This is a genomic window from Terriglobus roseus DSM 18391 (genome assembly GCF_000265425.1).
GTDB lineage: Bacteria > Acidobacteriota > Terriglobia > Terriglobales > Acidobacteriaceae > Terriglobus > Terriglobus roseus.
Window position 1 is genome coordinate 1,061,887 of the sequence record NC_018014.1, and the last position, 20,504, is coordinate 1,082,390.

20 protein-coding genes and 1 other RNA gene are annotated in these 20,504 nt (G+C 62.2%); 5 read left to right on the plus strand and 16 right to left on the minus strand.

The genetic code is table 11. The annotated features are described in order from the left end of the window. Positions 1-11: 11 nt before the first annotated feature. The 9 genes from TERRO_RS04645 to TERRO_RS04685 all read right to left on the minus strand — a co-directional run bounded on the left by TERRO_RS04645 (position 12) and on the right by TERRO_RS04685 (position 7,522). Positions 12-1,055 (minus strand): SMP-30/gluconolactonase/LRE family protein, encoded by a 1,044-nt coding sequence (locus TERRO_RS04645; RefSeq protein ID WP_014784840.1) that lies wholly within the window; start codon positions 1,053-1,055, stop codon positions 12-14. A gap of 42 nt (positions 1,056-1,097) precedes the next feature. Further along, the gene (locus TERRO_RS04650) at positions 1,098-1,649 is read right to left on the minus strand and encodes a phosphatidylglycerophosphatase A family protein (protein WP_014784841.1); all 552 of its coding nucleotides are present in this window, start codon (positions 1,647-1,649) and stop codon (positions 1,098-1,100) included. 3 nt (positions 1,650-1,652) lie between these two features. Continuing rightward, entirely contained in the window at positions 1,653-1,853 is a 201-nt protein-coding gene (locus TERRO_RS04655) for a DNA gyrase inhibitor YacG (protein ID WP_014784842.1), read from the minus strand. A 4-nt stretch (positions 1,854-1,857) separates the two neighbouring features. Then, a complete protein-coding gene (locus TERRO_RS04660) occupies positions 1,858-2,328 on the minus strand; it encodes a GyrI-like domain-containing protein (RefSeq protein ID WP_014784843.1) in 471 nt (156 codons plus the stop codon). 4 nt (positions 2,329-2,332) lie between these two features. Further along, a complete protein-coding gene (locus TERRO_RS04665) occupies positions 2,333-2,758 on the minus strand; it encodes a DUF4760 domain-containing protein (RefSeq protein WP_014784844.1) in 426 nt (141 codons plus the stop codon). A gap of 117 nt (positions 2,759-2,875) precedes the next feature. After that, on the minus strand, positions 2,876-3,157 hold the full coding sequence (locus TERRO_RS04670) for a hypothetical protein (protein ID WP_014784845.1): 282 nt from the start codon (positions 3,155-3,157) through the stop codon (positions 2,876-2,878). A gap of 9 nt (positions 3,158-3,166) precedes the next feature. Further along, the gene (locus tag TERRO_RS04675) at positions 3,167-4,822 is read right to left on the minus strand and encodes a MiaB/RimO family radical SAM methylthiotransferase (RefSeq protein ID WP_014784846.1); all 1,656 of its coding nucleotides are present in this window, start codon (positions 4,820-4,822) and stop codon (positions 3,167-3,169) included. Positions 4,823-5,232: 410 nt separating this feature from the next. Beyond that, the gene (locus TERRO_RS04680; RefSeq protein WP_245536215.1) at positions 5,233-6,285 is read right to left on the minus strand and encodes a pectinesterase family protein; all 1,053 of its coding nucleotides are present in this window, start codon (positions 6,283-6,285) and stop codon (positions 5,233-5,235) included. A gap of 490 nt (positions 6,286-6,775) precedes the next feature. After that, a complete protein-coding gene (locus tag TERRO_RS04685; protein ID WP_425358498.1) occupies positions 6,776-7,522 on the minus strand; it encodes a TIGR03435 family protein in 747 nt (248 codons plus the stop codon). Positions 7,523-7,592: 70 nt separating this feature from the next. Between TERRO_RS04685 and ffs the strand changes: the two genes are divergently transcribed. Both ffs and TERRO_RS04690 read left to right on the plus strand, forming a co-directional pair. Beyond that, positions 7,593-7,690, plus strand: an RNA gene (gene ffs, locus TERRO_RS22530) — signal recognition particle sRNA small type. 354 nt (positions 7,691-8,044) lie between these two features. Beyond that, the gene (locus TERRO_RS04690; protein ID WP_014784849.1) at positions 8,045-9,112 is read left to right on the plus strand and encodes a beta-ketoacyl-ACP synthase III; all 1,068 of its coding nucleotides are present in this window, start codon (positions 8,045-8,047) and stop codon (positions 9,110-9,112) included. On the opposite strand, the gene TERRO_RS23790 is transcribed toward TERRO_RS04690, so the two are convergent. The 3 genes from TERRO_RS23790 to TERRO_RS04700 all read right to left on the minus strand — a co-directional run bounded on the left by TERRO_RS23790 (position 9,109) and on the right by TERRO_RS04700 (position 10,999). Further along, on the minus strand, positions 9,109-9,240 hold the full coding sequence (locus tag TERRO_RS23790) for a hypothetical protein (protein WP_281047887.1): 132 nt from the start codon (positions 9,238-9,240) through the stop codon (positions 9,109-9,111). The two genes, TERRO_RS04690 and TERRO_RS23790, sit on opposite strands and share 4 nt — an antisense overlap. Before the next feature lie 101 nt (positions 9,241-9,341). Further along, positions 9,342-10,049, minus strand: a complete 708-nt coding sequence (locus TERRO_RS04695) for a YqaA family protein (protein WP_014784850.1) — start codon at positions 10,047-10,049, stop codon at positions 9,342-9,344. A gap of 110 nt (positions 10,050-10,159) precedes the next feature. Continuing rightward, entirely contained in the window at positions 10,160-10,999 is an 840-nt protein-coding gene (locus tag TERRO_RS04700; RefSeq protein WP_014784851.1) for a menaquinone biosynthetic enzyme MqnA/MqnD family protein, read from the minus strand. A gap of 185 nt (positions 11,000-11,184) precedes the next feature. Here TERRO_RS04700 and dprA point away from each other — a divergent pair, with 185 nt between their 5' ends. After that, on the plus strand, positions 11,185-12,375 hold the full coding sequence (gene dprA / locus TERRO_RS04705; RefSeq protein ID WP_014784852.1) for a DNA-processing protein DprA: 1,191 nt from the start codon (positions 11,185-11,187) through the stop codon (positions 12,373-12,375). Between the two features lie 161 nt (positions 12,376-12,536). Here the strand turns inward: dprA and TERRO_RS04710 are convergent, their stop codons facing one another. After that, entirely contained in the window at positions 12,537-13,568 is a 1,032-nt protein-coding gene (locus tag TERRO_RS04710; RefSeq protein ID WP_157178248.1) for a carboxypeptidase-like regulatory domain-containing protein, read from the minus strand. A 483-nt stretch (positions 13,569-14,051) separates the two neighbouring features. Between TERRO_RS04710 and topA the strand changes: the two genes are divergently transcribed. Continuing rightward, positions 14,052-16,904, plus strand: coding sequence for a type I DNA topoisomerase (gene topA, locus TERRO_RS04715; protein ID WP_014784854.1), 2,853 nt, complete (start codon positions 14,052-14,054; stop codon positions 16,902-16,904). Positions 16,905-17,197: 293 nt separating this feature from the next. After that, entirely contained in the window at positions 17,198-17,482 is a 285-nt protein-coding gene (locus tag TERRO_RS04720) for a DUF427 domain-containing protein (RefSeq protein WP_014784855.1), read from the plus strand. 66 nt (positions 17,483-17,548) lie between these two features. Here the strand turns inward: TERRO_RS04720 and TERRO_RS04725 are convergent, their stop codons facing one another. From TERRO_RS04725 to TERRO_RS04735, 3 genes are all read right to left on the minus strand, one after another. Then, positions 17,549-18,505, minus strand: coding sequence for a LolA-like protein (locus TERRO_RS04725; RefSeq protein WP_157178249.1), 957 nt, complete (start codon positions 18,503-18,505; stop codon positions 17,549-17,551). A 120-nt stretch (positions 18,506-18,625) separates the two neighbouring features. Beyond that, positions 18,626-19,594 carry a sugar phosphate isomerase/epimerase family protein gene (locus tag TERRO_RS04730; protein WP_014784857.1) on the minus strand — a complete coding sequence of 323 codons (969 nt, stop codon included), beginning with the start codon at positions 19,592-19,594 and terminating at the stop codon, positions 18,626-18,628. Between the two features lie 76 nt (positions 19,595-19,670). After that, positions 19,671-20,468 carry a carboxypeptidase regulatory-like domain-containing protein gene (locus TERRO_RS04735; protein ID WP_014784858.1) on the minus strand — a complete coding sequence of 266 codons (798 nt, stop codon included), beginning with the start codon at positions 20,466-20,468 and terminating at the stop codon, positions 19,671-19,673. Between the last annotated feature and the right edge of the window lie 36 nt (positions 20,469-20,504).

A 20,504-nucleotide genomic window follows, 5' to 3' on the forward strand; every position in this document is an offset into this window, starting at 1 on the left:
AAGGCAGAGCCTTAGCGGCTCAGGCGGCCTTCGACATCCATCTCCACGGTATAAAGTCCGCTGGTAGTCGCAAGCACTGCGGCGTTGTCGTCGGTGAAGGCGAGGCCTACAAGACCGCTGCCGCTGATGGCGACGGAGGCTTGCTTGTCGGGCGTGATGCGGATGATGCCGCGTTCGCCCTGCAAGGATGAGGCGACGTAGACGTTGCCGTCCGTGTCGACCGCCATGCCCTGCGGGCGGCCCAGGCCGCGATACCAGGTGCTGACTTCGCCTTCCGGTGAGATCGCGTGAATGGCCTCGTTGCTGCTGGTTGTTGGGCCGGTGACGAGCAGCGTGCCTTCGTTGGTGAAGGCCAGGTGATAGGCGGAGACCGAGGGCTCGAGTGTTGCGAAGACGAAGACGCTGCCCTGCAGGTCGAGTTTGAAGATGGTTCCGCTGCGATCGCCTACATAGCAGTTGCCGTCGTCGTCGAAGGCGAGGCCGGTTGCGATGCCCATGCCCTCGGCCCACTGTGCCATGGCGCCGTCCGGGCTGATGCGGTAGACCGTGCCCTCGGCGCGGGAGGAGCAGTAGAGGTAGCCGTCGGGACCGAAGGCGAGGCCGCTGGCGTTGGGCAGGCCGCGTACGAAGGCGCGCATGCTGTACTCGCGATCGATACGGAAGATCGAGACAGGAACTTCCTGGCCGCGCGAGCCGGAGAAGGTTGCGTAGATGTTGCCTTCGCCGTCGATCGCCGGGTTCGCGATGGGGTGCAGATTGTCCGCGATGGGGAGAGCGACGCGCAGCGGCAGGGCGTTGGAGTGACTGTCACCGAGTTGCAGGATCACATCGCCGGAGATGGCACCGTCGGGCACGCGCAGTGTCACGCGCGTTGGCGACGTGAGCGTCGTTGGGGCCGGTGTCTCGCCGATGGTGATCAGCGGCAGGAGTGCGCCGCCGAGGTGCGTTCCGCGAAGGTCGACGACACCGTCCGGCATCGCCGCGATGGGGGAGACGGAGACGAGGTGCGGCGCGTTGGGGTCGGCGTGGCCGCGGAGGTGATCGAGAAGCGTCATCGTCTTTCAGGGTATGCCTGCGACATGCGCGGCGCAAACGGCCTAGTGCTTCGGCGCGTGCGCGGCGATCTGCCAGACGATCCATGCCTGCTGGATGACGGTCTGCAGGATGAGCGCGTAGACGCCTGCGCCGAGGTCGTCGACCATGATGCCGGTGCCTGCGGGCAGCTTCTCAAGCCGGCGGATGGGCGGCGGCTTGAGGATGTCGAAGATGCGGAAGCAGACGAGACCGAGGAGGGCGAAGGGCATTTGCGGAAGGCAGAAGACCAGCGTCAGCCACTGTCCTGCGACTTCGTCAATGACGACGATCTGCGGGTCTTTGCGGCCGCTCTCACGGGCGATGCGTGTTGCCGCGGGGATGCCGATGGCGGTCGCAAGGGCGGCCATGCCGAGCGTGATGAGCGGCAGCCAATGGATGGAAACATGGCGTGCGATGGCGAACCACACGAGTGTTGCGGCGACGGAACCGTAGGTCCCCGGGCCGGGCTTCATGAAGCCTGCACCGAAGAAGGTGCCAGCGATCCACGCCCAGCGCGTCCGTTTGACGCCTCCCAGACCGGCGGCGGGTCCGTCGTAGTTACCTTCTGCGCTCACGCGTTAGTTCTCACGCATGCGGTTCTGTTCGCGCTCGAGGTCTTCGAGCAGATCGGGATCGTGAATGGGCGAGGTGATCTTGTAGTCGCCGCTGGCCCACTTGCCGAGATCGAGGATGCGGCAGCGGTCGCTGCAGAACGGGAAGTCCGCATTGGCGGTGGTGACGATTTTCTTGCAGATCGGGCAGTGCAGTTCTTGCGACATAGTCCTAACTCACAGGTTGGACAGGAACCCACAGTTCGATGGGGCCGGTCTCGGTTTCAGGGTCGTAGCGATCATCGTACCGCTCGAAGGCGGGCGACGGTGCGAGCGTGTAACCGGATGCCGGCAGCCACGTTGCGTAGATCTGGGACCAGTGTTCGCCGATGTGCTCGAGGCCGTCGACGGTGAAGACGGCGTAGCGCGCTGCGGGAAGCGTTTCGCGATGCGGCGAGTTGACGCCGTCAAAGCTGGGTACCTCAATGGCGCACATGTACTCCATGCTGTCGGCGTCGGCGCGGACGATGACGCCGTAGGTGACGCTGGCCGTGTGGATCTCGGGCACGTCCAGCGCGAAGAAGTCGCCCCACTGAACGGGGATCGACTCCGCTGCATCGGCATTGTTGTGCGTCTGCAGCGTTCCGGCGAGGAAGCGCTGTGCGCCGTCGCGGAACTTCGGGCTGGGGAGTGTCGTTTCCATGGGGTTACTTAGCTGCCGTCATCTGTGCGCGGCGGGCGTCGAGGTTCTTGACCATACCTTCGAAGGCAGCGCTTGCTTTCTCGCTGGCGTCGACGAGCTTCTTGGTGTTGGGCATGAAGGTGTTGCCGGTGGCTTCTTCGGATATCTTCGCGAACTTTGCGCGGAGGAAGAGTGCCTCGCCCTGCGTTGCCAGGTAGAGTTCGGGGTCGACGGCGCCGTGCAGCGGGAGCTGTGCCATGCCCTCCCAGAAGCTGATGACCTGGCGCCAGTAGACGTTGTTGGGGTTCGTGGGATTGTGGATCGTCTTGAACTCTTCGACGGTGGTCGGCCAGAACTCCATGCCAACGTAGTTTCGCGCCTTGCGCATGACTTCTTCGCGGCGGAGGTCGTAGAGCTTCAGGATGATGTCTGCGTCTGCTGGTGTTGCCATGTGTCTTGTGTTCCTCGTGAGGATTTTAGCGCGGGCCTTCAGCCCGCAGTCGCGTCGTGGGATGGGAAACCCAGGGCTTTGCCCTGGGCTAGGATAGCTCGCGCCTTCAGCGCGATGTCAGTCTTCGCCACCGAGGCGCTTGCTGTTGAGCGCCCTGAGGATCAGTTCGTAGGGGATCACTGCAAGGCAGACAGCACCGGCCGCCGTGATCAATGAGCCGAATAGAGCCAACCCGACGCCATTGCCGTAAGTGTGTCGGTCGTAGAATTTCGCCTGGCGAGCAAGGTAAGCACTTCGCTCCCCCGTATAAGAGTGGTGCACAAAGGCATATTCGACCAAGGTCAACAGACACACAGAAACTGCCGCCGCAGCAGCGTGTTGCTTCCAGCTATGTCTCATGCAAGCAGCCTAATCGAGGATGCGTGCGACGACGTCGTAGTCGTGGGCTTCGGTGATCTCGGCGCGGTAGAAGGTGCCGGGGACCAAGGCTTCGCGGTCGCCGAAGTCGTTGATCAGGACGTGGCCGTCGATCTCAGGGGCTTGTTGCATGGTGCGTGCCTGCCAGAGGAGTTCGGTCTCTTCGCTGGGGCCTTCGATGAGGACTTCGACCTCGCGGCCAACCTGCGCTGCGCGTGCCTTGGCGCTGATCTTGAGCTGGGTGCGCATCAGGCGGCGGCGTCGGGCTTCGATGGTGCGCTTCGGTACTTTCTCGCCGAGGTCGAAGGCTGCTGCACCTTCTTCGTCGGAGTAGCTGAAGACGCCGAGCCAGTCGATCTTTGCGGCCTTGATGAAGCTCTCGAGTTCTTCGAACTCTGCATCGGTCTCGCCGGGGAAGCCGACGATGAATGCGGTGCGGATGGCGATGCCGGGAACGATGGTGCGGGCCTTGTCGATCATCTTGAGGAAGATGTCGCCGGAGCCGCCGCGCTTCATGCGCTTCAACGTCGCTGCGGAGGCGTGCTGGAGCGGGACGTCGAGGTACTTGGCGATGTTGTCATGGGCGGCGATGGTCTCGAGCAGCTTCGTCGTCACCTTGTTCGGGTAGGCGTAGAGGAAGCGGAGCCACTTGATGGTGCCGATGCCCTCGACGTGCATGGTTGCGAGTGCTTCCAGCAGGGTAGCGAGGCCGTCGCGCAGGCCGAGGTCTTCGCCGAAGCAGGTGGTGTCCTGGCCGATGAGGGTGAACTCGCGGACGCCCTGACGCATGAGGTTCTCGGCTTCGTTGAGGATCGACGAGATGCGGCGCGAGCGGAACTTGCCACGGAGCTGCGGGATGATGCAGAAGCCGCAGGGATGATCGCAACCTTCGGCGATCTTGATGTAAGCGGAGGCGCGCGGCGTGGTGAGGATGCGCGGTGTGTCGTCGCTGTAGAGATAGCTGGGCAGCTCGGCGGTGGCGCCGTCCCATGCGTCACGGTTGAAGCGGCCGTTGCGTTCGCGGAGGTCGCCTTCGGGGCGCGAGGTCTGCTGCGGGACTTCCATCTGCGAGTGCTTGCGCACGGCACTGGAGGCGCGGTCGATCAGGTTGCTGTCCGCGATGCTGGCGGAGGAGAGATTGCCCTGGGCGAGTTCTACTTCGAGGGCTGCTGCTCCGCCTAGTTCCAGGTGTGCGTGGTCGTGGGCTTCGCCGAGTTGCTGGTTTCTAGTTTCTGGTTTCTGGTTCTCGGTCAGGATGTTGAACGGGCCGCTCTGCGGTACCGGCTTTGGGGTGAGGCCTGCGGCGCGGAGGATGCCGTCGAGTTCGCCGGTGCCGAGGACTGCGTCGACTTCCGGGATGTTCTTGCGGATCTCGTCGCGGTAGCGCTCGACGAGGCAGCCGGTGACGATGAGTTTGCGTGCGCGGCCGCCGGTCTTGTGCGCGACCATCTCGAGGATGGTGTTCACGCTCTCCTGCTTGGCGGAGTCGATGAAGCTGCAGGTGTTGACGACGATGATGTCTGCGTCTTCCGCGGTGGGCGTGAGTTCCGCGCCGGCGTGGTGGACCATGCCCATCATGACTTCGCTGTCGACCAGGTTCTTGGGGCAGCCGAGCGAGACGAAGCCGATGCGTGGACGCTCTGGCATGGGAGTGCTTTTGTCGATTTGTTCTACGAGTTCTGTTGGCACGCGCGTGGCCTTATGGGAGGGGTACCCCTCCCCCCTGCTTTTCGCAAAAATTAGATTCTAAAGGACTTAGTGCGAGCGGTCCGGCTAAAAATTAGATTCCATTGGACTTACACGCAAAAATTAGATTCCATTGGACTTAGCTCGCTCGGTCCGGTCCGCCAACCGGGCTGGGATCGCTCGAATCCTTAACTTCTATTGTAGCTTTTTCCGGGGAAATTATTGGCGGGTGGAAGTTGTTGATGTTATGCGAGTTATGGGTTTTGGGGCTTGACACGTTTTTTGGGTGTGGCTCCCGCGGCCTCTGGACCCACTCATGACGATGATGCCGTCATGAATGGGGCACCCGGTTTCGTGGCTTTCCTGAGGAGTTAGGGGAGTTTGGCTGCTTCTGCTTCTGGGTTCCAGCGGTCGGGGCCGTTGAGGAAGGTGCGGGTTTCGAAGGTGCGGCGCTGGGCCGAGGTGAGGCGTTTGGCGAAGGGGGTGCGGTCGGCTGTGTCGGCGCCGGGGCCGCTGGAGCCGTCTTCTGCGTAGAAGGCCGTGGTGAGGACGTTGCCGTTGTTCCAGTCGGACCAGCCGGCGGGTTCGAGGCCTTTGTCGATCCGGGTGTTCAGGAAGACGACGCGGGAGTAGGGGCGCCAGGGGCGGCCGAGGAAGACTCCGTGGGCGGTCTTCTTTGCGGCGTTGTCGGTCATGGCGGTGCCTTCGGCGCCGGGGGCGAAGGTGAGGTGGCTGTTGCGGATGACGTAGCCGGTGGGGTCGTCGGGTCGCAGGCGGCTTTGCGCGGTGATGTAGCCGGGTGCGACGGTGTGGAACTGGACCCGGTCGAAGACGGCGGTGGCGTTGCCGAAGACGTAGTCGACTGCGCCCTCGATGTAGCTGTCGACGTAGTACTGGCGACCGTAGTTGGCGAAGAGGGTGTCCTGGTAGCCGAGGAAGCGGCAGCGCTTGAAGATGGCGCGATCTGCGAGGACGGAGACTGCGACGGCCTGGCCTACGTTGCCGGCGGTGTTGGCGAAGGTGAGGTTGTCGGCTGCGAAGCCGTTGCCGTTGACCTCGACGGTTTCGGTGAAGAAGGTGCCGCCGCTCGTTTTTGCGAAGTGGTCGGAGGTGATGACGGTGTCTTCGGGCTTTGTGCCGAGGCCGACGAGTGTCAGGTTGGGGCGGTTCTGCGGAATCCAGAGGCGTTCTTTGTAGGTGCCGGGCGTGATGCGGATGGTGACGCGGCCGCCTGCTGTGGGTTCGGGCGCGTGGTCGATGGCGTTCTGGATCGTCGGGAACTCGGTCGGGCCGTTGGGCGTGGCGCCGGGACGGACGAGGACGGTGACGTCCGACGCTTGGGCGGTGAGGGTGATGAGGAGTGGCAGCAGGGCGAGGGCTCGCATGGTGTCCACGGTAGTGGGTTGCGGTGGTTGCGGCAACATCCTTTCGTGTTGGTAAGGAATGGTTTGCGGATTCCCGGGTCGCGCTTTGCGCGAGATCCCACTCATGCGCAGAGAGCGCGCATGAATGGGGCACCCGGCCGATTAGTTTTGGCTTCTACCTCTGCGGCGCAAGAACAAAAAGCGGACCTCGGGGGCTGAAGCCCGGTTTCAATAGGGTATGTTTTCGGCACAGCTGAAGCTGTGCCCTTCCAAATGCCGGAGATTCGTGCACGGCCGGTCGGCACACGGCGGGTTCGTGCGCGGCTGGTTCGTGCTCGGCTGGTTCGTGCGCGGCTGGTTCGTGCGCGGCTGGTTCGTGCTTTGCACGAATCCCCACCTTGGCTTCGCAAAGGTGGGGCACCCGGATTGGTGGCTTCCTCGTTCGGTGGTGGTGATTCGAAAACCCACATCTCAGAAGCGAGATGTGGGGCACCCGGCGTTTGTTGTAGGGACGATCGGTCAGAGCCTGGTCCGTCTTATGTGTTTCCGGTCAGTCGTTGCTGGGCTGTTGCAGGTTGTCGACGCTGACATCTTCGATGTTGCCCCTGGCGGATTGCAGCTTGAGGCCGAGGGACTGGTTGAGGGCTGCGGGCAGTGTGAGGTCGTCGGTGACGGCGGTATCGTCGGAGGTCCATCGGAGTTGCAAGTCGTAGGCGCCGGTGAGGCCGGTGTGGTCCTCGACCCGGCGGCCTGCACGGCGGCGGAGCGATGCTGCGAGGTCGGGCATGGTGATGGCGGTGCCGCGCATGATGATGATGCGGTCGCCGTTCATGCTCAGGTTTTGCCGGGTTCCTTCTGCGGACGCTTTGAGGGCTGGGCCGAGTTTGCCCGGTTTGCTGAGCACGAGCCAGTAGACCTGCCCCTGGCGTTGCTGGCGGTGGTAGCGGAAGCCGAAGGAGTTTTGAAGCAGCGACAGCATGACCTGCTGGAATTGCTCCGGTGTTTTGACCTCGGCGCGATCGACGGTGGTGGCGTTGATGTCGAAGAGTTCGTTCCGCGCCCATTCGGGTTCATTCAGGATGGTGTCGTCGTCGAGACCGAAGGCGATGCGGATGAGGGCGTGCACCGAGGTGGCGCTGATGGCGAGGCGTCCGCCGGGCAGCATCTGTCGATTGGACGGATCGTCGCCGGTGCTCTTGTGCGGGTGGATGGCGATGACATCGAGCTTGATGGGCGTCTGTGCGGCGATGGGTAACGCCGTGATGAGAGCGGCTAGAAGGGCAGCGAATCGCAACACATTTGTACCTCTGGGCGTGGGTACGTGGGGGATGGGCCGCTGGTTCCGTTTGTTTGCTAAAATCAACGAGTGCCGGGTCCTACGCGACTCACTCCTGCAAACCCCGCCAGGTCCGGAAGGAAGCAACGGTAGCAGGCTCTTGAGTGCGCAGTGGGTCACCCGGCGCTTTTTCTTTTTTCGAACAATATTGGAAGACGCGCAGCGCAGTGGGTCACCCGGCGCTTTTTCTTTTTCCCGCAGAATTTGGAAGATGCGTAACGTGGCTTTGGCCGGCGCCTTCTTTTCCCCTCACAATTTGTTTTGCAGAGCGATACTTTCCTTGGCGGCTTCGCGTTCTTGGAGCCGAAGCTTTGGAGTTTTTGTGCCGGTCAGCGCCTGCGGGATCCTTCGCTTTGCTCAGGACGATGGCTGGTGCGGGTGGGTGGCCGCTGCTTCGTCAGATGACGCTGTTGCGCAGTGGGCGGTGGCGGGTAACGGCATGCGTCAGGATCGGTGGTTGCACCGTCGCAGGGGCGAAGCGGTATGCTCAACAAGGATATTCATGCGCTGTATATCGGCGCGGAGGAAAGCCAGTTGAATCTGCAGTTGAAGCCGCGCGTGAGTTCTCGCGCAAAAATTTCGTCGGTTGGGACTTACGTTCCGCCGCGTGTGCTGACCAACGCTGACATGGAGCGGATGGTCGAGACGAACGACCAATGGATCATGGAGCGCACCGGCATTCGCGAGCGCCACGTGGTGGACGCGGGTGTTGCGACGAGCGACATGGCGGTTGAGGCGGCGAAGGTCTGCCTGGCCAAACGTGGCATTGATGCCAGCGAGATCGATTGCATCATCGTGGGAACGGTGACGCCGGACATGCTGTTTCCGGCGACGGCGTGCCTGGTCCAGAACAAGCTTGGAGCCACCAAGGCGTGGGGATTCGACCTGTCGGCTGCCTGCTCTGCGTTTACCTATGCGTTGCAGGTGGGTTCGCAGTTCATCCAAACGGGCACGCACAAGAAAGTGCTGGTGATTGGCGCGGACACGATGAGTTCGATCGTGGATTACACCGATCGCACGACGTGCATCTTGTTCGGCGATGGCGCCGGATGCGTTCTGCTGGAGCCGTGCGAAGAGGGCGAGGTCGGCCTGATCGACTTCTACCATGAGGTCGATGGCTCGGGTGGTTCCGCACTGTGCATGCCTGCAGGTGGCAGTCTGCATCCGCCATCGGCAGAGACGGTTGCGAATCGTCAGCATTTCATCAAGCAGGAGGGGCAGACCGTCTACAAGTTTGCCGTGCGCAAGATGATGGAAGCCAGCGAGCGTGTGTTGCAGGCGAATGGTGTACTGGGTTCGGACCTGGCGGCGTTCATACCGCACCAGGCGAACAAGCGCATCATCCTGGCGACGGCGGAGCGTCTTGGTCTGTCGGAGGATCGCGTGGTGATCAACATTGACCGCTACGGCAATACGACGGGCGGAACGATTCCCCTGGCGATGGGAACGGCGCTGGAAGAGAAGCGTTTGAAGAAGGGCGACCTGGTTCTGCTGGCGAGTGTTGGGGCAGGGTTTACCGTTGGGGCTACTCTGCTGCGGTGGGAGTTCTAGGTCTCAACAGGAAACAGGCAATAGGGAATGGGCTCGGCTTTGGCCGGGCCTGTTTTATTGCTCGCGAGAAATCCTGTTTCAATCCCGCGATCAAAGCGGGTGCCCCATTCATGACGGCTCATCGTCATGAGTGGGTTCGAAGGACGTTACCGGGAAAGGTCCCACTCATGCGCAAGAAAACGCGCATGAATGGGGCACCCGGCACCTGGGCTGGAATGCGTGAGCGTACTTACGCCGCGGCTGCGGTGGTGGCGGTTTCGTGCTGCTCGTGGCGGCGCTGGCGTAGCTTCACGATGGCGTAGATGATGCCGAAGCCGATGGATCCCCAGACGATGACGAGGAGGATCCAGCCGTAGTGGTCGGCGAAGCGCTGGTAGAGCGGCATGATCTTGCGGCCGTAGTGCAGGCCGAGCCAGGCGTAGAAGGCGTGGCGGAGGAAGCGCGAGAGGGTGAAGCTCCAGAAGAAGCGGCTGCGGGGCATGCGCAGGGCGCCAGCGGCGATCAGGAAGGGCATGAGCGGTGCGGGCGGTGGTAGCAGCGCCGGGAGCGCTACGGAGAGCAGGGCGTGCTCGGTCGTCCAGCGGCGTAGCCGGTCTCGGAAGCGGGCCGGGACGTACTTGTCCATGAGGGGCAGGCCGCCCATGGCGCCGGTCTGGTAGCTGATGGCTCCTCCGACGATGGAGCCGATGGTGGCGACGACGGTGACAAGGAGCCAGGCCTGTCGCTGGGCTGCCAGCAGGACGACGAGGATGTCGGACGAGCCCGGGATGGGGAGCGGGACGGGCGAGGAATCGACGACACAGATGAAGAAGAGGCCGAGCAGGCCGAGACGGAAGAAGTAGCGGGTGATTTTGCCGCCCGTGGTCGTGGGGCGTCGCACGTGCGCGGTTGCGCTCGTGGTTGTCTGGGCAGCCTTTTGGAGGAGCGCAAGGATCATCGGTCGGTGATTGGACGCTCGCAGGGGAGCGCACGGCTACAGCAGTGTGCGGTTGTGTTGCGCCAGAGCAAGGATATGTTCTGAAGGCGACCAGAGGCCCGCTTCCGCGGCTACAACAGCCTTAGCTTATACGCGGGCAGGACTTCGGCCTGGGCGGCGAGCGTGTAGAAGCGGTCGATGGCCTGCAGGCACTGGTCGTCGAGCGTGTAGTGGATGTTGCGGGTGAGGTAGTTGCGGATCGTCTCGGCGGAGAGTGGCAGGCGTGGTGTCCATTCGAGGACGAGGTCTTCGATGTGCGTGAGGCCCCGGTCGCGTGAGGCGGTCAGGTCTGCGATGAGGTCTTCGCGCGTGATGTGGCAGCGCGTGAGCGCCTCTGGCCGGACGGCCCAGACGGCTGCGACCCAGGGCAGGCCGGTGTGGTGCTGCCAGAGGGACGCGACGTCGATCCAGGTGTGGTCGGCGAAGTCGTTGCGGTGTTCGAGCGCGAGCAGGGCTGGATCGCCGATGAGCAGGGCGGCGTCGCTGGTGCGCAGCATGGCGGGCAGATCCGCCTCTTCTTCGTGGACGTGCGGCGTGTCGCCGTAGAACTCACGCATCATGGTGCGGACATAGGCCGCGGAGGAGCGGGATGCGGCGTCAGTTGCGAGTGTTTTGACGGTTGCCATCGTGAGGCCGGGCTTCAGCACGAGTTGGATGGAGCGGACCGCGTGCAGCGAGGCGATGGTGCAGCCGGGGACGGCCACCACTTCGGGCATGGTGGCGAGTGCGGCGATGGGGATGAGGCCGAGGTCTGCCTCGCCTGAGGCGAGTTGCGCGGCGCACTGCGAGGGCAGCGTGTAGCGCACGTCGTAGCGCTGGACGAGCTGCTGGCTGGCGGGTGGGTGTTCGAAGTCCCACAGGAGCGGCGCGGGATTGAGGAAGCTGATGGCGGCGATGCGAAGACGGGACACTTGTCTTTAGAGTATCGGGGGCGGTGGTTGGGTTCGTGGTGGCGCATGACGATGCGGTCATCTGGGCCGGGTAGAAGATCGCGATGTCTTCCATTTCGGGACGTCGCGAGTCGCGATTGTCTGCAACGCGGCATTGTCTTAGCGGGGTGGCGATGTATAACCGTTCGCACCGGGAGACATTTTGCATGGCGACTGCCATTGATAACGCGTTGCCGCGGGTCTTCGGTGCTGCCGAGGCTGAGAACCGGCTGGCCTATATGGCTTTGATTCTGACGCCGGGGATGGGCGCGACGCGGACGCTGCGGGCGGTTTCGCGAACTGCTGCGGCCGGGGAAATCTTCAGCATGTCGTTAACGCAACTCGAGGGTCTGGGTATGCCGGCGGCCTCGGCCCGGCATGTCTTTGAGGGCAAGTCGCGTGCGCTGGCGGTGGACGAGGTTGCGCGGATCGAGGAGCAGGGTGCGGGGTTTCTGACGCACGATTGCGCGGAGTATCCGGACCGGCTGCGTGAGATCTATGACCCGCCGGCGGTGCTGTGGTTTCGTGGCGACACTTCGTTGCTGGCGCTGCCTGGGATTGCGGTGGTGGGCACGCGGCATCCGTCTCCATATGGCAGCGGCATGGCGCAGATGCTGAGTCGAGAGCTGGCGGCGCGGGGAGTTGTGATCCTGAGTGGGATGGCTCGGGGTGTCGATACCGAGGCGCACAAGGGTGCGCTGGATGCTCGCGGAAAGACCGTTGCAGTGTGGGGCACGGGCGTCGATGTGATCTACCCGAAGGAGAACAAGCGGCTGGCGGAGCAGATCCTGATGGCGGGCGGCTGCATCCTGAGCGAGTTCCCGCTGGGGACGTTTCCGGCGCCACAGAATTTTCCTGTTCGCAACCGGGTGCTGAGCGGGATGAGTGTGGGCGTGCTGGTCGTCGAGGCGGCGGAGCACAGCGGCACGCGCATCACCGCTCGGTGCGCGATGGAGCAGAATCGCGATGTGTATGCGGTGCCGGGCAATGTGACGAACAAGGGATCGTGGACGCCGAACACGTTGATCAAGCAGGGTGCGAAGCTGACGGCTACCTGGGAGGACGTGTGGGAGGATCTGCCGAGCCAGATCCGTTTGGAGCTGGAGGAGCGGACGGGGCAGGGCAGTGAATCGGGAACGGCGACGGCCGCATCTTTATTCGACGACGGCAATCTTCCGCCGACGGAGCGGCTGGTTTTTTCAATCCTGCGGGCCGACGAGTCGGTGCAATTGGACGACCTGATCGAGCGGCTGGACGGCCAGTTGCAGTCGCCAGAGATCTTTACCGCGCTGTTTGAGCTGGAGCTCGCAGGGCGGGTGCGGCAGATGCCCGGCAAGAACTATGTGCGGACGTTTTAACGACAGGCAAGCCTCGTTGAGCGATGGTTCGGAGGCCGGTCCCAGGGTGGAGCGGTTGACCTTCAAAAGAAGACCCCACCCTTTGCTTCGCAAAGAATGGGGCACCCGGCATGGTTCCGCTTTGCAAGAGGTCTTCCGAGAAAGAGGCGTCTGGTATCGGACTATTTTTTGGCTGGTGGGGCGACGGTGATTTCCGCGACGGGTTTGCCTTGTTCGTAGTCGGGGATGCCGGAGGTCACCTTGCGGAGGACGAATTCGCGGACGAGGGAGACGACGGCGTGACCGCCGATGCCGATGCCCACGTTGCGGAAGATGAGGCCGGCTCCGCGGTTGTTGTCGGGGCGATAGAGGTTGGAGACTGCGCCCGCTACGACCGATCCCAGGATGCGGGAGTAGGCAGGCTGGAAGTGGCCGCTGTTGCCCTTCTGGATGAACGCGGTCGACATGGCGTACAGGGCGCGATGGCGCACGCTGCCGGAGCCCATGTAGAAGTAGCGGGGGTCCTGGCGGAAGATGCTTGGGAAGACCGCCGAGCCGAAGAAGCGGGAGACGACGACATCGGCGTAGGCAGCGCCGAAGCGCTTGCCGTAGCCCTCGGCACCGTCGCCGTAGTCTTTGAAGGTTCCCCGCTTCTGCTCGACACCGGCGATGATCGCGATCACGGCGAACTCTGCCGGGTCGGTGGTGGAACGGAAGGCAAGCCAGGACTTCTGCCGGAAATTGAGGGGCGCTGCGTCCCAGATGTAGCTGGAGTAGAAGTTGGGCAGGACGCCAAGTGCGCGCTGGTGCAGGGCGGCATTGAGCTGGGCCTGGGCGACCTGCTCCTGCGTTGCGACCACGGAGATTTCCGTATTGGCGGGCGCGATGGGCAGGATGATCTCTGGAATGTGTCCGGTTTCGCCTGCATCCAGGCGGATCTCTGGCGAGATGAAGGTCTCCATGCCGGCCGCGGTGACCGTCAGCCGGACGGTTGCGGGGTCGAGATTATTGAAGAGGAAGGTGCCGTCGGCGGCGGAGTGGATGACCTGATCGTTGGCGCCCTTGGCATTCACAAGCGTGACGTAGGCATCGGCGACCGGCGCACCGTTGGTGTCGATGATGTGACCCTGCAGGGCAGAGTGGGTCTTTTGCTGGCTGGGGGCATCCGGCAGCGCCTGGGCGTAGAGGGACCCACTGACTAGGGACGAAAACAAGAGGGCAGAGAGAAGAGCGCGAACGCGCGAAGCATGCATGAAGAGTGTCTTTCGTACCGATGCTACGACATCTGACGCCAGTTGCGCAGGAAAGGGTCGTACGACTTATTGATGTCACCGCTAACACGTTGCGGTGAGTTGAAGCAAAGGTTTGTTTGGGGCGGGGGCTGGGCTTTGAGTCGGACCGGGCGGTGATCGCATCTGCTGTGGAAGTCGGTGTTTGGCGGCCGATTGGGCGCCGGCCGCAGACCTTTTTGGAGCGGATGGGTCCAACCTGCGGAAAACGCTAACGTGACGCGCCGGGAGAACTCGTGTTAGGTTCCATACCGAGACAGAGAGAAAAGGGCGCAGACCCTAGGCCAGCGTGATCGCCGAGCGGTTGCCGGTGTCAGCAGGTTGATCGGCCGGTTGTGACCGGCAGCGGCGCGGAAGGTTTTGAGCGCTGCGACCGGATGAGAAATCCGGAGAAACCAGGAAGCAGTTATGGGTAAGAATCTCGTGATCGTAGAGTCGCCGGCGAAGGCGAAGACGATCAATAAATATCTCGGCAGCGACTACACGGTGGAGGCTTCGATTGGCCACATCATGGACCTGCCCAAGAACGACATCGGCGTTGAGCTGAAGAACCGCACGTTCCTGCCGAAGCTGATTGTTTCGCCCGGCAAGGAAAAGCTGGTGGACCGGCTGAAGAAGCTGGCCGCGAAGGCGGACGCTGTGTACCTGGCGCCCGATCCTGACCGCGAAGGCGAGGCGATTGCCGCGCATCTGCAGATGCAGTTGCAGCCGGGCATGAAGAGCAAGGCTCCGATCTTCCGCGTGACCTTTAATGAGATCACGAAGAAGGCCGTCAACGACGCCTTCAAGACGCCGCGGCAGGTGGACAACAACCTGATGCTGGCGCAGCAGACGCGCCGCGTGCTGGACCGGCTGGTGGGCTATGAGATCTCGCCGCTGCTATGGGATAAGGTGCGCCGCGGACTGAGTGCCGGACGCGTGCAGACGGTTGCGCTGCGGCTGATCGTGGACCGCGAGAACGAGATCAAGGCATTCAACCCGGTGGAGTACTGGCCGGTGGATGCGAAGCTGAAGCCCGCTTCGTCGAAGCAGGAGTTTATTGCACGTCTGTACGCTATCGATGGCACGGGTCTTCGCGTTGAGACGGTTGGTCCGCCGGCGCTGCCGGAGGGCGTGAGTGCCGAGGCTGCGAAGGCCGGTATGGAGAAGGCGAAGTGGACCGTTGCTTCTGTGGAAGCGAAGGAGCGCCGCCGGAATCCGCCTGCGCCGTTCTCGACTTCACGGCTGCAGCAGGATGCTTCGAACCGCCTCGGTTTCAACGTGAAGCGGACGATGGGCGTTGCGCAGCGTTTGTATGAGGGCGTCGAGGTCGGTAAGGAAGGCACCGTCGGCCTGATCACGTATATGCGTACCGATTCCACACGTGTGGCTCCGGTCGCCATCGACATGGCGCGCGACTATATCAAGACGCTTGGGCCACAGTATCTGCCGGCGAAGCCGAATGACTTCAAGGGCAAGAAGGACGCGCAAGATGCGCACGAAGCCATCCGTCCGACCAACGTTGCATACACGCCGGAGAGCATCCGGAAGTACCTGAGCGACGAGCAGTTCAAGCTGTACGACCTGATCTGGCGCCGCTTTGTCGGCAGCCAGATGACGCCGGCCGTCTATGACCAGACGAACGTCGATATCACTGGCGTGAGCGACAAGAAATACAGTGTTCGCGTTTCGGGATCGGTGCTGAAGTTTGACGGTTTCCTTAAGGTTGCCGATCCTCGCGCTGCCAATGCGACGGCTGCTGCGAAGCCGCAGAATGAGTCGTCTGACGGCGAGAACGAGGGCGCGGATACAGCGCTGCCCGCGCTGAAGCAGGGACAGGCCCTGGACCTGGTGGAAGTGCTGACGGAGCAGAAGTTCACGGAGCCGCCGCCACGCTTCAACGAAGCTTCTCTGGTGAAGGAATTGGAAGAGCGCGGCATCGGCCGGCCTTCGACTTACGCGAGCATCATCAACACGATTCAGGATCGCGACTACGTCAAGAAGCTGGCGCGGAAGTTTGTGCCGACGGAGATCGGCATGGTCGTGACGACGCTGCTGGTGAAGAACTTTCCGTACATCTTCGATATGGACTACACCCGCAAGCTCGAGGATGAGCTGGACGAGGTGGAGAGCGGCAAGGAGAAGTGGACGAACCTGCTGGACGGTTTCTACGGTCACCTGCTGAAGGAGATCAAGGTCGCCGAAGGTTCGATGGAAGAGATCAAGCGGTGGGAGAAGCCGACGGAGGAGCTGTGCGAGAAGTGCGGCTCGCCACTGATTTTGAAGTGGGGCAAGTTCGGCTCGTTCTATAGCTGCAGCGCCTTCACCAAGACCAAGCCGAAGACCATTGCGGTAAGCGCCTTCAAGAAGGACGCGAAGGCCGCGATGAAGCGCGTGACGGACTCGTTTGAGTACCCGGTGACGGTCAAGGGCATGGTCGACGATGCCGAGGCCTCCAGCGAGGAGGTCAAAGACGACAAGCAGTTGCTGGCGGCCATGAAGCTGGCTTCCACGCGTGGCAAGAGCATCCTGATCGACCCGGTGAGTTGCGACTTTACGAAGGAAAACTTCGCAGATAAGCCGGATCTTGCGGCAATGGAGGCGGGCGACACCGAGGAAGAGGAGTTCTGCGAGAACTGCGGCAAGCTGATGGTTCTGAAGAACGGACCGTGGGGCCCGTTCATGAGCTGCCCGGATTACTCGGCTGACCCGCCGTGCAAGACTGTGCGCCGGCTGAACCAGAAGGTGCAGCAGAAACCGCCAGAACCCACCGGCGAGCCCTGCCCGGAGTGCGGCATGGAGCTGGTGAAGCGGACCGGATCGTATGGCGAGTTCACGTCGTGCTCGGGATATCCGAAGTGCAAGTACGTCAAGCAGACGCTGCTGGACGTGGCTTGCCCGAAGGACGGCGGAAAGATCGCGGAACGTAAGTCGAAGATGGGAAATGTCTTCTACGGCTGCACGAACTATCCAAAGTGCGATTTCACCAGCAATCTGAAGCTGATCAACAAGCCATGCCCGAAGGGGAACAGCACCTACCTGCTGGAGGTGCCGAACAAGGCGGATGGTCTGATTCACGAGGTGTGTCCGCATAACCACGAAGCGCTGCCGAAGCGTCGGCCGAAGAAGGGCGCCAAGGTGGAAGAGGTGGTCCATCCGATCGAGTGCGGTTACGAGGAGATTACGGACCGGCCAATTCCGGTGGTGGCGCCGATCGAGGTTCCGGTGCTGAAGCGGCCCGATCCTGAGACTACCCGGCCGCTCGTAGAGAGTGTTGCGTAAGCGCTCTTAGATTCTTTGTTTCGTTCTACATACAAGGGCAGCACTGCCGATCCGGGGTGCTGCCCTTTCACCATGCCGCCGGGTACGTTCTCGCCGGCAGCGAACCTGGGAGGGTTCCTGGACAGGGATTTGATTTCGTAAAAAGGCCATGCACCGTGGTAACCACATTTTCCATCTAATGGTCAGGACTGTTACAAAGGTAGGACGCCAAATTTGGGTCGGTTTGCGACCCACGACGGTATTCCGCTGAGTTCCAGTCCGTCGAACCTTCTTTGAAAGTGTGTGATTCAGCAATGGCAAAGGCAATGTGGAACGGCCAGACGGTGGCCGAGAGCGAGAGCTTCGAGACCGTCGAAGGCAACATTTACTTCCCCGAGGAGTCGGTGAAGCGCGAGTTTCTCCGCCCCAGTTCCACCTCGTCGTCATGCCCATGGAAGGGGCAGGCGCGTTACTTTACGCTGCTGGTTGACGGCCAGGAAAACCCCGACGCAGCCTGGTACTACCCGGATCCAAAGCCGGCCGCCCGCTCAGTAAAGCATCACATCGCCTTCTGGCGCGGCGTGGAAGTCAGCAAGTAAATCGCTTCCAACCGGATCGGAGACAGCAGCCCTTGAGGCTGCTGTTTTTCTTTTCGGTCCTGCGTCTTATGGCTGCGGTATGGATTCCGCAGTCGGCTCCTGCGCGACTTCACTCGCGGGAAGGATGCGGGAGTCCACGTGGGTTTTTTCGAAGTCACCGTTTTCGACCGAGAGTGCGATGGTTCGGTGGAATAGGAAGAGGACGTTGATCTTGAACTCGGTGCCAAAGCTGGTAGGGAACCAGACGCCGTCGGGCTGTGGTGCGTAGGTCACCGCGAAACCTAGGCCGGGTAGGCTGGTGCCCAGCAGGATGCGGACGGCGATCGGGATATTTCTTGCCATGGCCGTCTGGACGACTACGGGTTGGAAGGCTTCGGTGTCGATCCATGCATCGCCGCGCCAGCCGTAGTCGTCTTTATCGCGCGGGATGAAGGTGATATGGAAGGTGTCGCGGCCGTTGCGGCGTTCGCGTCCTTTCAGGTTGAAGAGGTACTTCTCCTGCGCTTTGCCGGTGAGCGGGAACAGACCGGCGTGCAGGCCGTCTTTCGATTTCTCATTGGTCAGGTTCTTGCGCATGTTTTCGACCAGTTGCTGGTCGAGACTCTCATCATCGTCATTGAGCAGGCCTTCTTTGCGGCGCTGTTTGCGTTCTGCTTTCGTTAGTTTTTTGTCTTCCTGCGAGTCGGTGCCCGCCTTTGGATGTGGCTTGTCTTTGAGCAATTCCGTGTAGGCGATGTACTGGTTGCCTTCGCGGCGGCGGCCGTCGACTTTCATCATCAGCTGCTCGGAGCCGTGCAGGCCCGGTGTGACACGAGCGTCGGTCGTTTCCTCGCACATAACGGTCTTGCCGCGGCGTGAGGTCATGCGTGCGTGCTGCAGGTAGACGTAATGGGCGCGCACATCCTCGTCACGGTCTGTATTCGTGGCGACGCGCGCCATGATCTCGTTTGCGGTCAGCGGCTTGTCCTGCGCGAGGCAGTTCCCCGCGGATAGCAGTGCCAGACAAAGGAATAAGGTACGCATGATCGGCATACGTGTGGGTACGCTCTTTGGAACGCACAAGTTCAGAGCTTGTTCTGGCCGGCACAAAAAAAGAGCCTGCCCGGGTGGGGCAGGCTCCGGTTGTTATGTTCCAGCAGCTCCTTACGAGAGCGAGTGCAGGTACTTGTAGTCGAATGCGGCGGCTTCCATTGCAGGCATGCGGCTGTATGGGCCTTCCTGCTCGACGAAGATGTGCTGGATGCCTTTGCCCTTTACGCCGGCGAAGATCGCCTTGTAATCGACCACGCCCTTGCCGATCTCCGAGCCTTCCGGACGGATGGGGCCGCCGGTGCTGGCGCCCTTCAGGTAGGGGAGGAAGTCTTTGATGTGCAGCATCTTGATGCGGCCGGGGTAGCGTGCGATGAAGTCGGCTGGCTTGTAGCCGGCAACGGTCATCCAGCCGCAGTCGATCTCGAAGGTTACGAGGTCCTTATCGGTGTGGGTGATCAGGTAGTCGTAGCCGGGCTTGCCGTCCATCATGGCGAATTCCATGGTGTGGTTGTGCGCGCAGAACTTGAGACCGGCGGCCTTTGCGGCGGCGCCTACCTTGTTCATGTCTTCGGCGAGCGCCTTGAACTTGTCGTCCGTCAGGGGAGCGAGCATGCCTCCACGAGCCTTGTTGATGGCTTCGCGGCGCTGATCTGCGGTCATGTTCGGGTCCATGGCGGGCATGGGCGGCGCGAGCCACATCTGCGGTACGGAGGAGGTCGCGTAGGTGCAGCCGAGGGCGTGCGCGTCATCGAAGCTGGCGTTGAGGTCGTCCAGCTTGAGCGGCAGGTGCGCGCTGGGACACTTCAGGCCGTTGTCGTCGAAGGCCTTGCGCAGTTCCTTTGCGTTCTTGAGCGAGCCGAAGCCGGCTGTCTCGACTTCCTTGTAGCCGATGGCCGCGATCTGCTTCACGGCTGCGGCAGCGTCCTTCTGCATGTCTGCGCCGACGACGTAGAGCTGGATGCCGATGGGCAGGCCCAGGGGATCCGCGAAGGCCCAGCGCGGCAGAACCGCGGCAGAGGCCGCGAGTGCGGCGACGGTGCCCGTGCGTGAGAGAAACTGCCTGCGCGTGATGCTGTTCATGGTCATTGGCTCCGGTTATTGATAATTCGTCAGCGGAGAAACTGTAGCCCCTCGCCGCATAAGAGTGCAAGCCTGGTTATTTCGCCGCGAAGGTCAGGTTGGCCTCGGCTTTGCCGCTTGCCGGAACGGTGATGGTCGTGGATTGCCGACCCAGCGTTTCGTGCCACGCGGTGACCGTGTAGGTGCCGGGCGGCAGGTTGGGCAGCGTGAAGGTGCCGTCATCCCTGGTGGTCGCGAAGTACGGGTGATCGACCACGCCGATGAAAGCGTGCATCCAGTCGTGGATATTGCACTTCACGGGGATCATGATTTCGGGCTTGTTAAAGATGCGGTGCATCGCCGGATCGCCTGGGCCCTGCGAGTGATTCCACTCGTGATTGACCGTGGCCATGGGATGAATGTTGTGGGTGACAGGGTCGGAGTTCACGATATCGAGTGTCTGGCCGGTCTGCAGGCCAAGGACGCGCGGACGGAACCAGCAGCCTGCCTGGTCGATGGTGACGGCGGCGGTGGGTGTGGCGAAGTGCTTGCCCTCAAGGCCCTTTTCGATGAAGACGAAGGCGTTGCCGAGGCCGCTCTTTGCGCCGACGACGAGCGACTCGTCATAGGCTTTGCCCTTGTGCGCGGCGACGCAGGTGGGATCGCTGCTCATGTCGATGAGCTTTGGCTTCGGCTTTGCGCCGGTGTACTTGACGATGCCGGTCACTGTTGCGGCGGTGGCGGAGTCGACGGTGAAGACGGGCGTAATTGCCGGAGTCGGCGTCGTCGCGGTGTCGGGTCTGGTGGTCTCTGTCGGAGTCGATTTACAACCGGTGAGCAAGGATGCCGCGAAAAGGAGGGCTGCGGCGGGGCGGAACAAGGAAGTCGGTTTCACGAGGGTTCGTTCTCCTGAAGTGTGTGACGCGCAGGG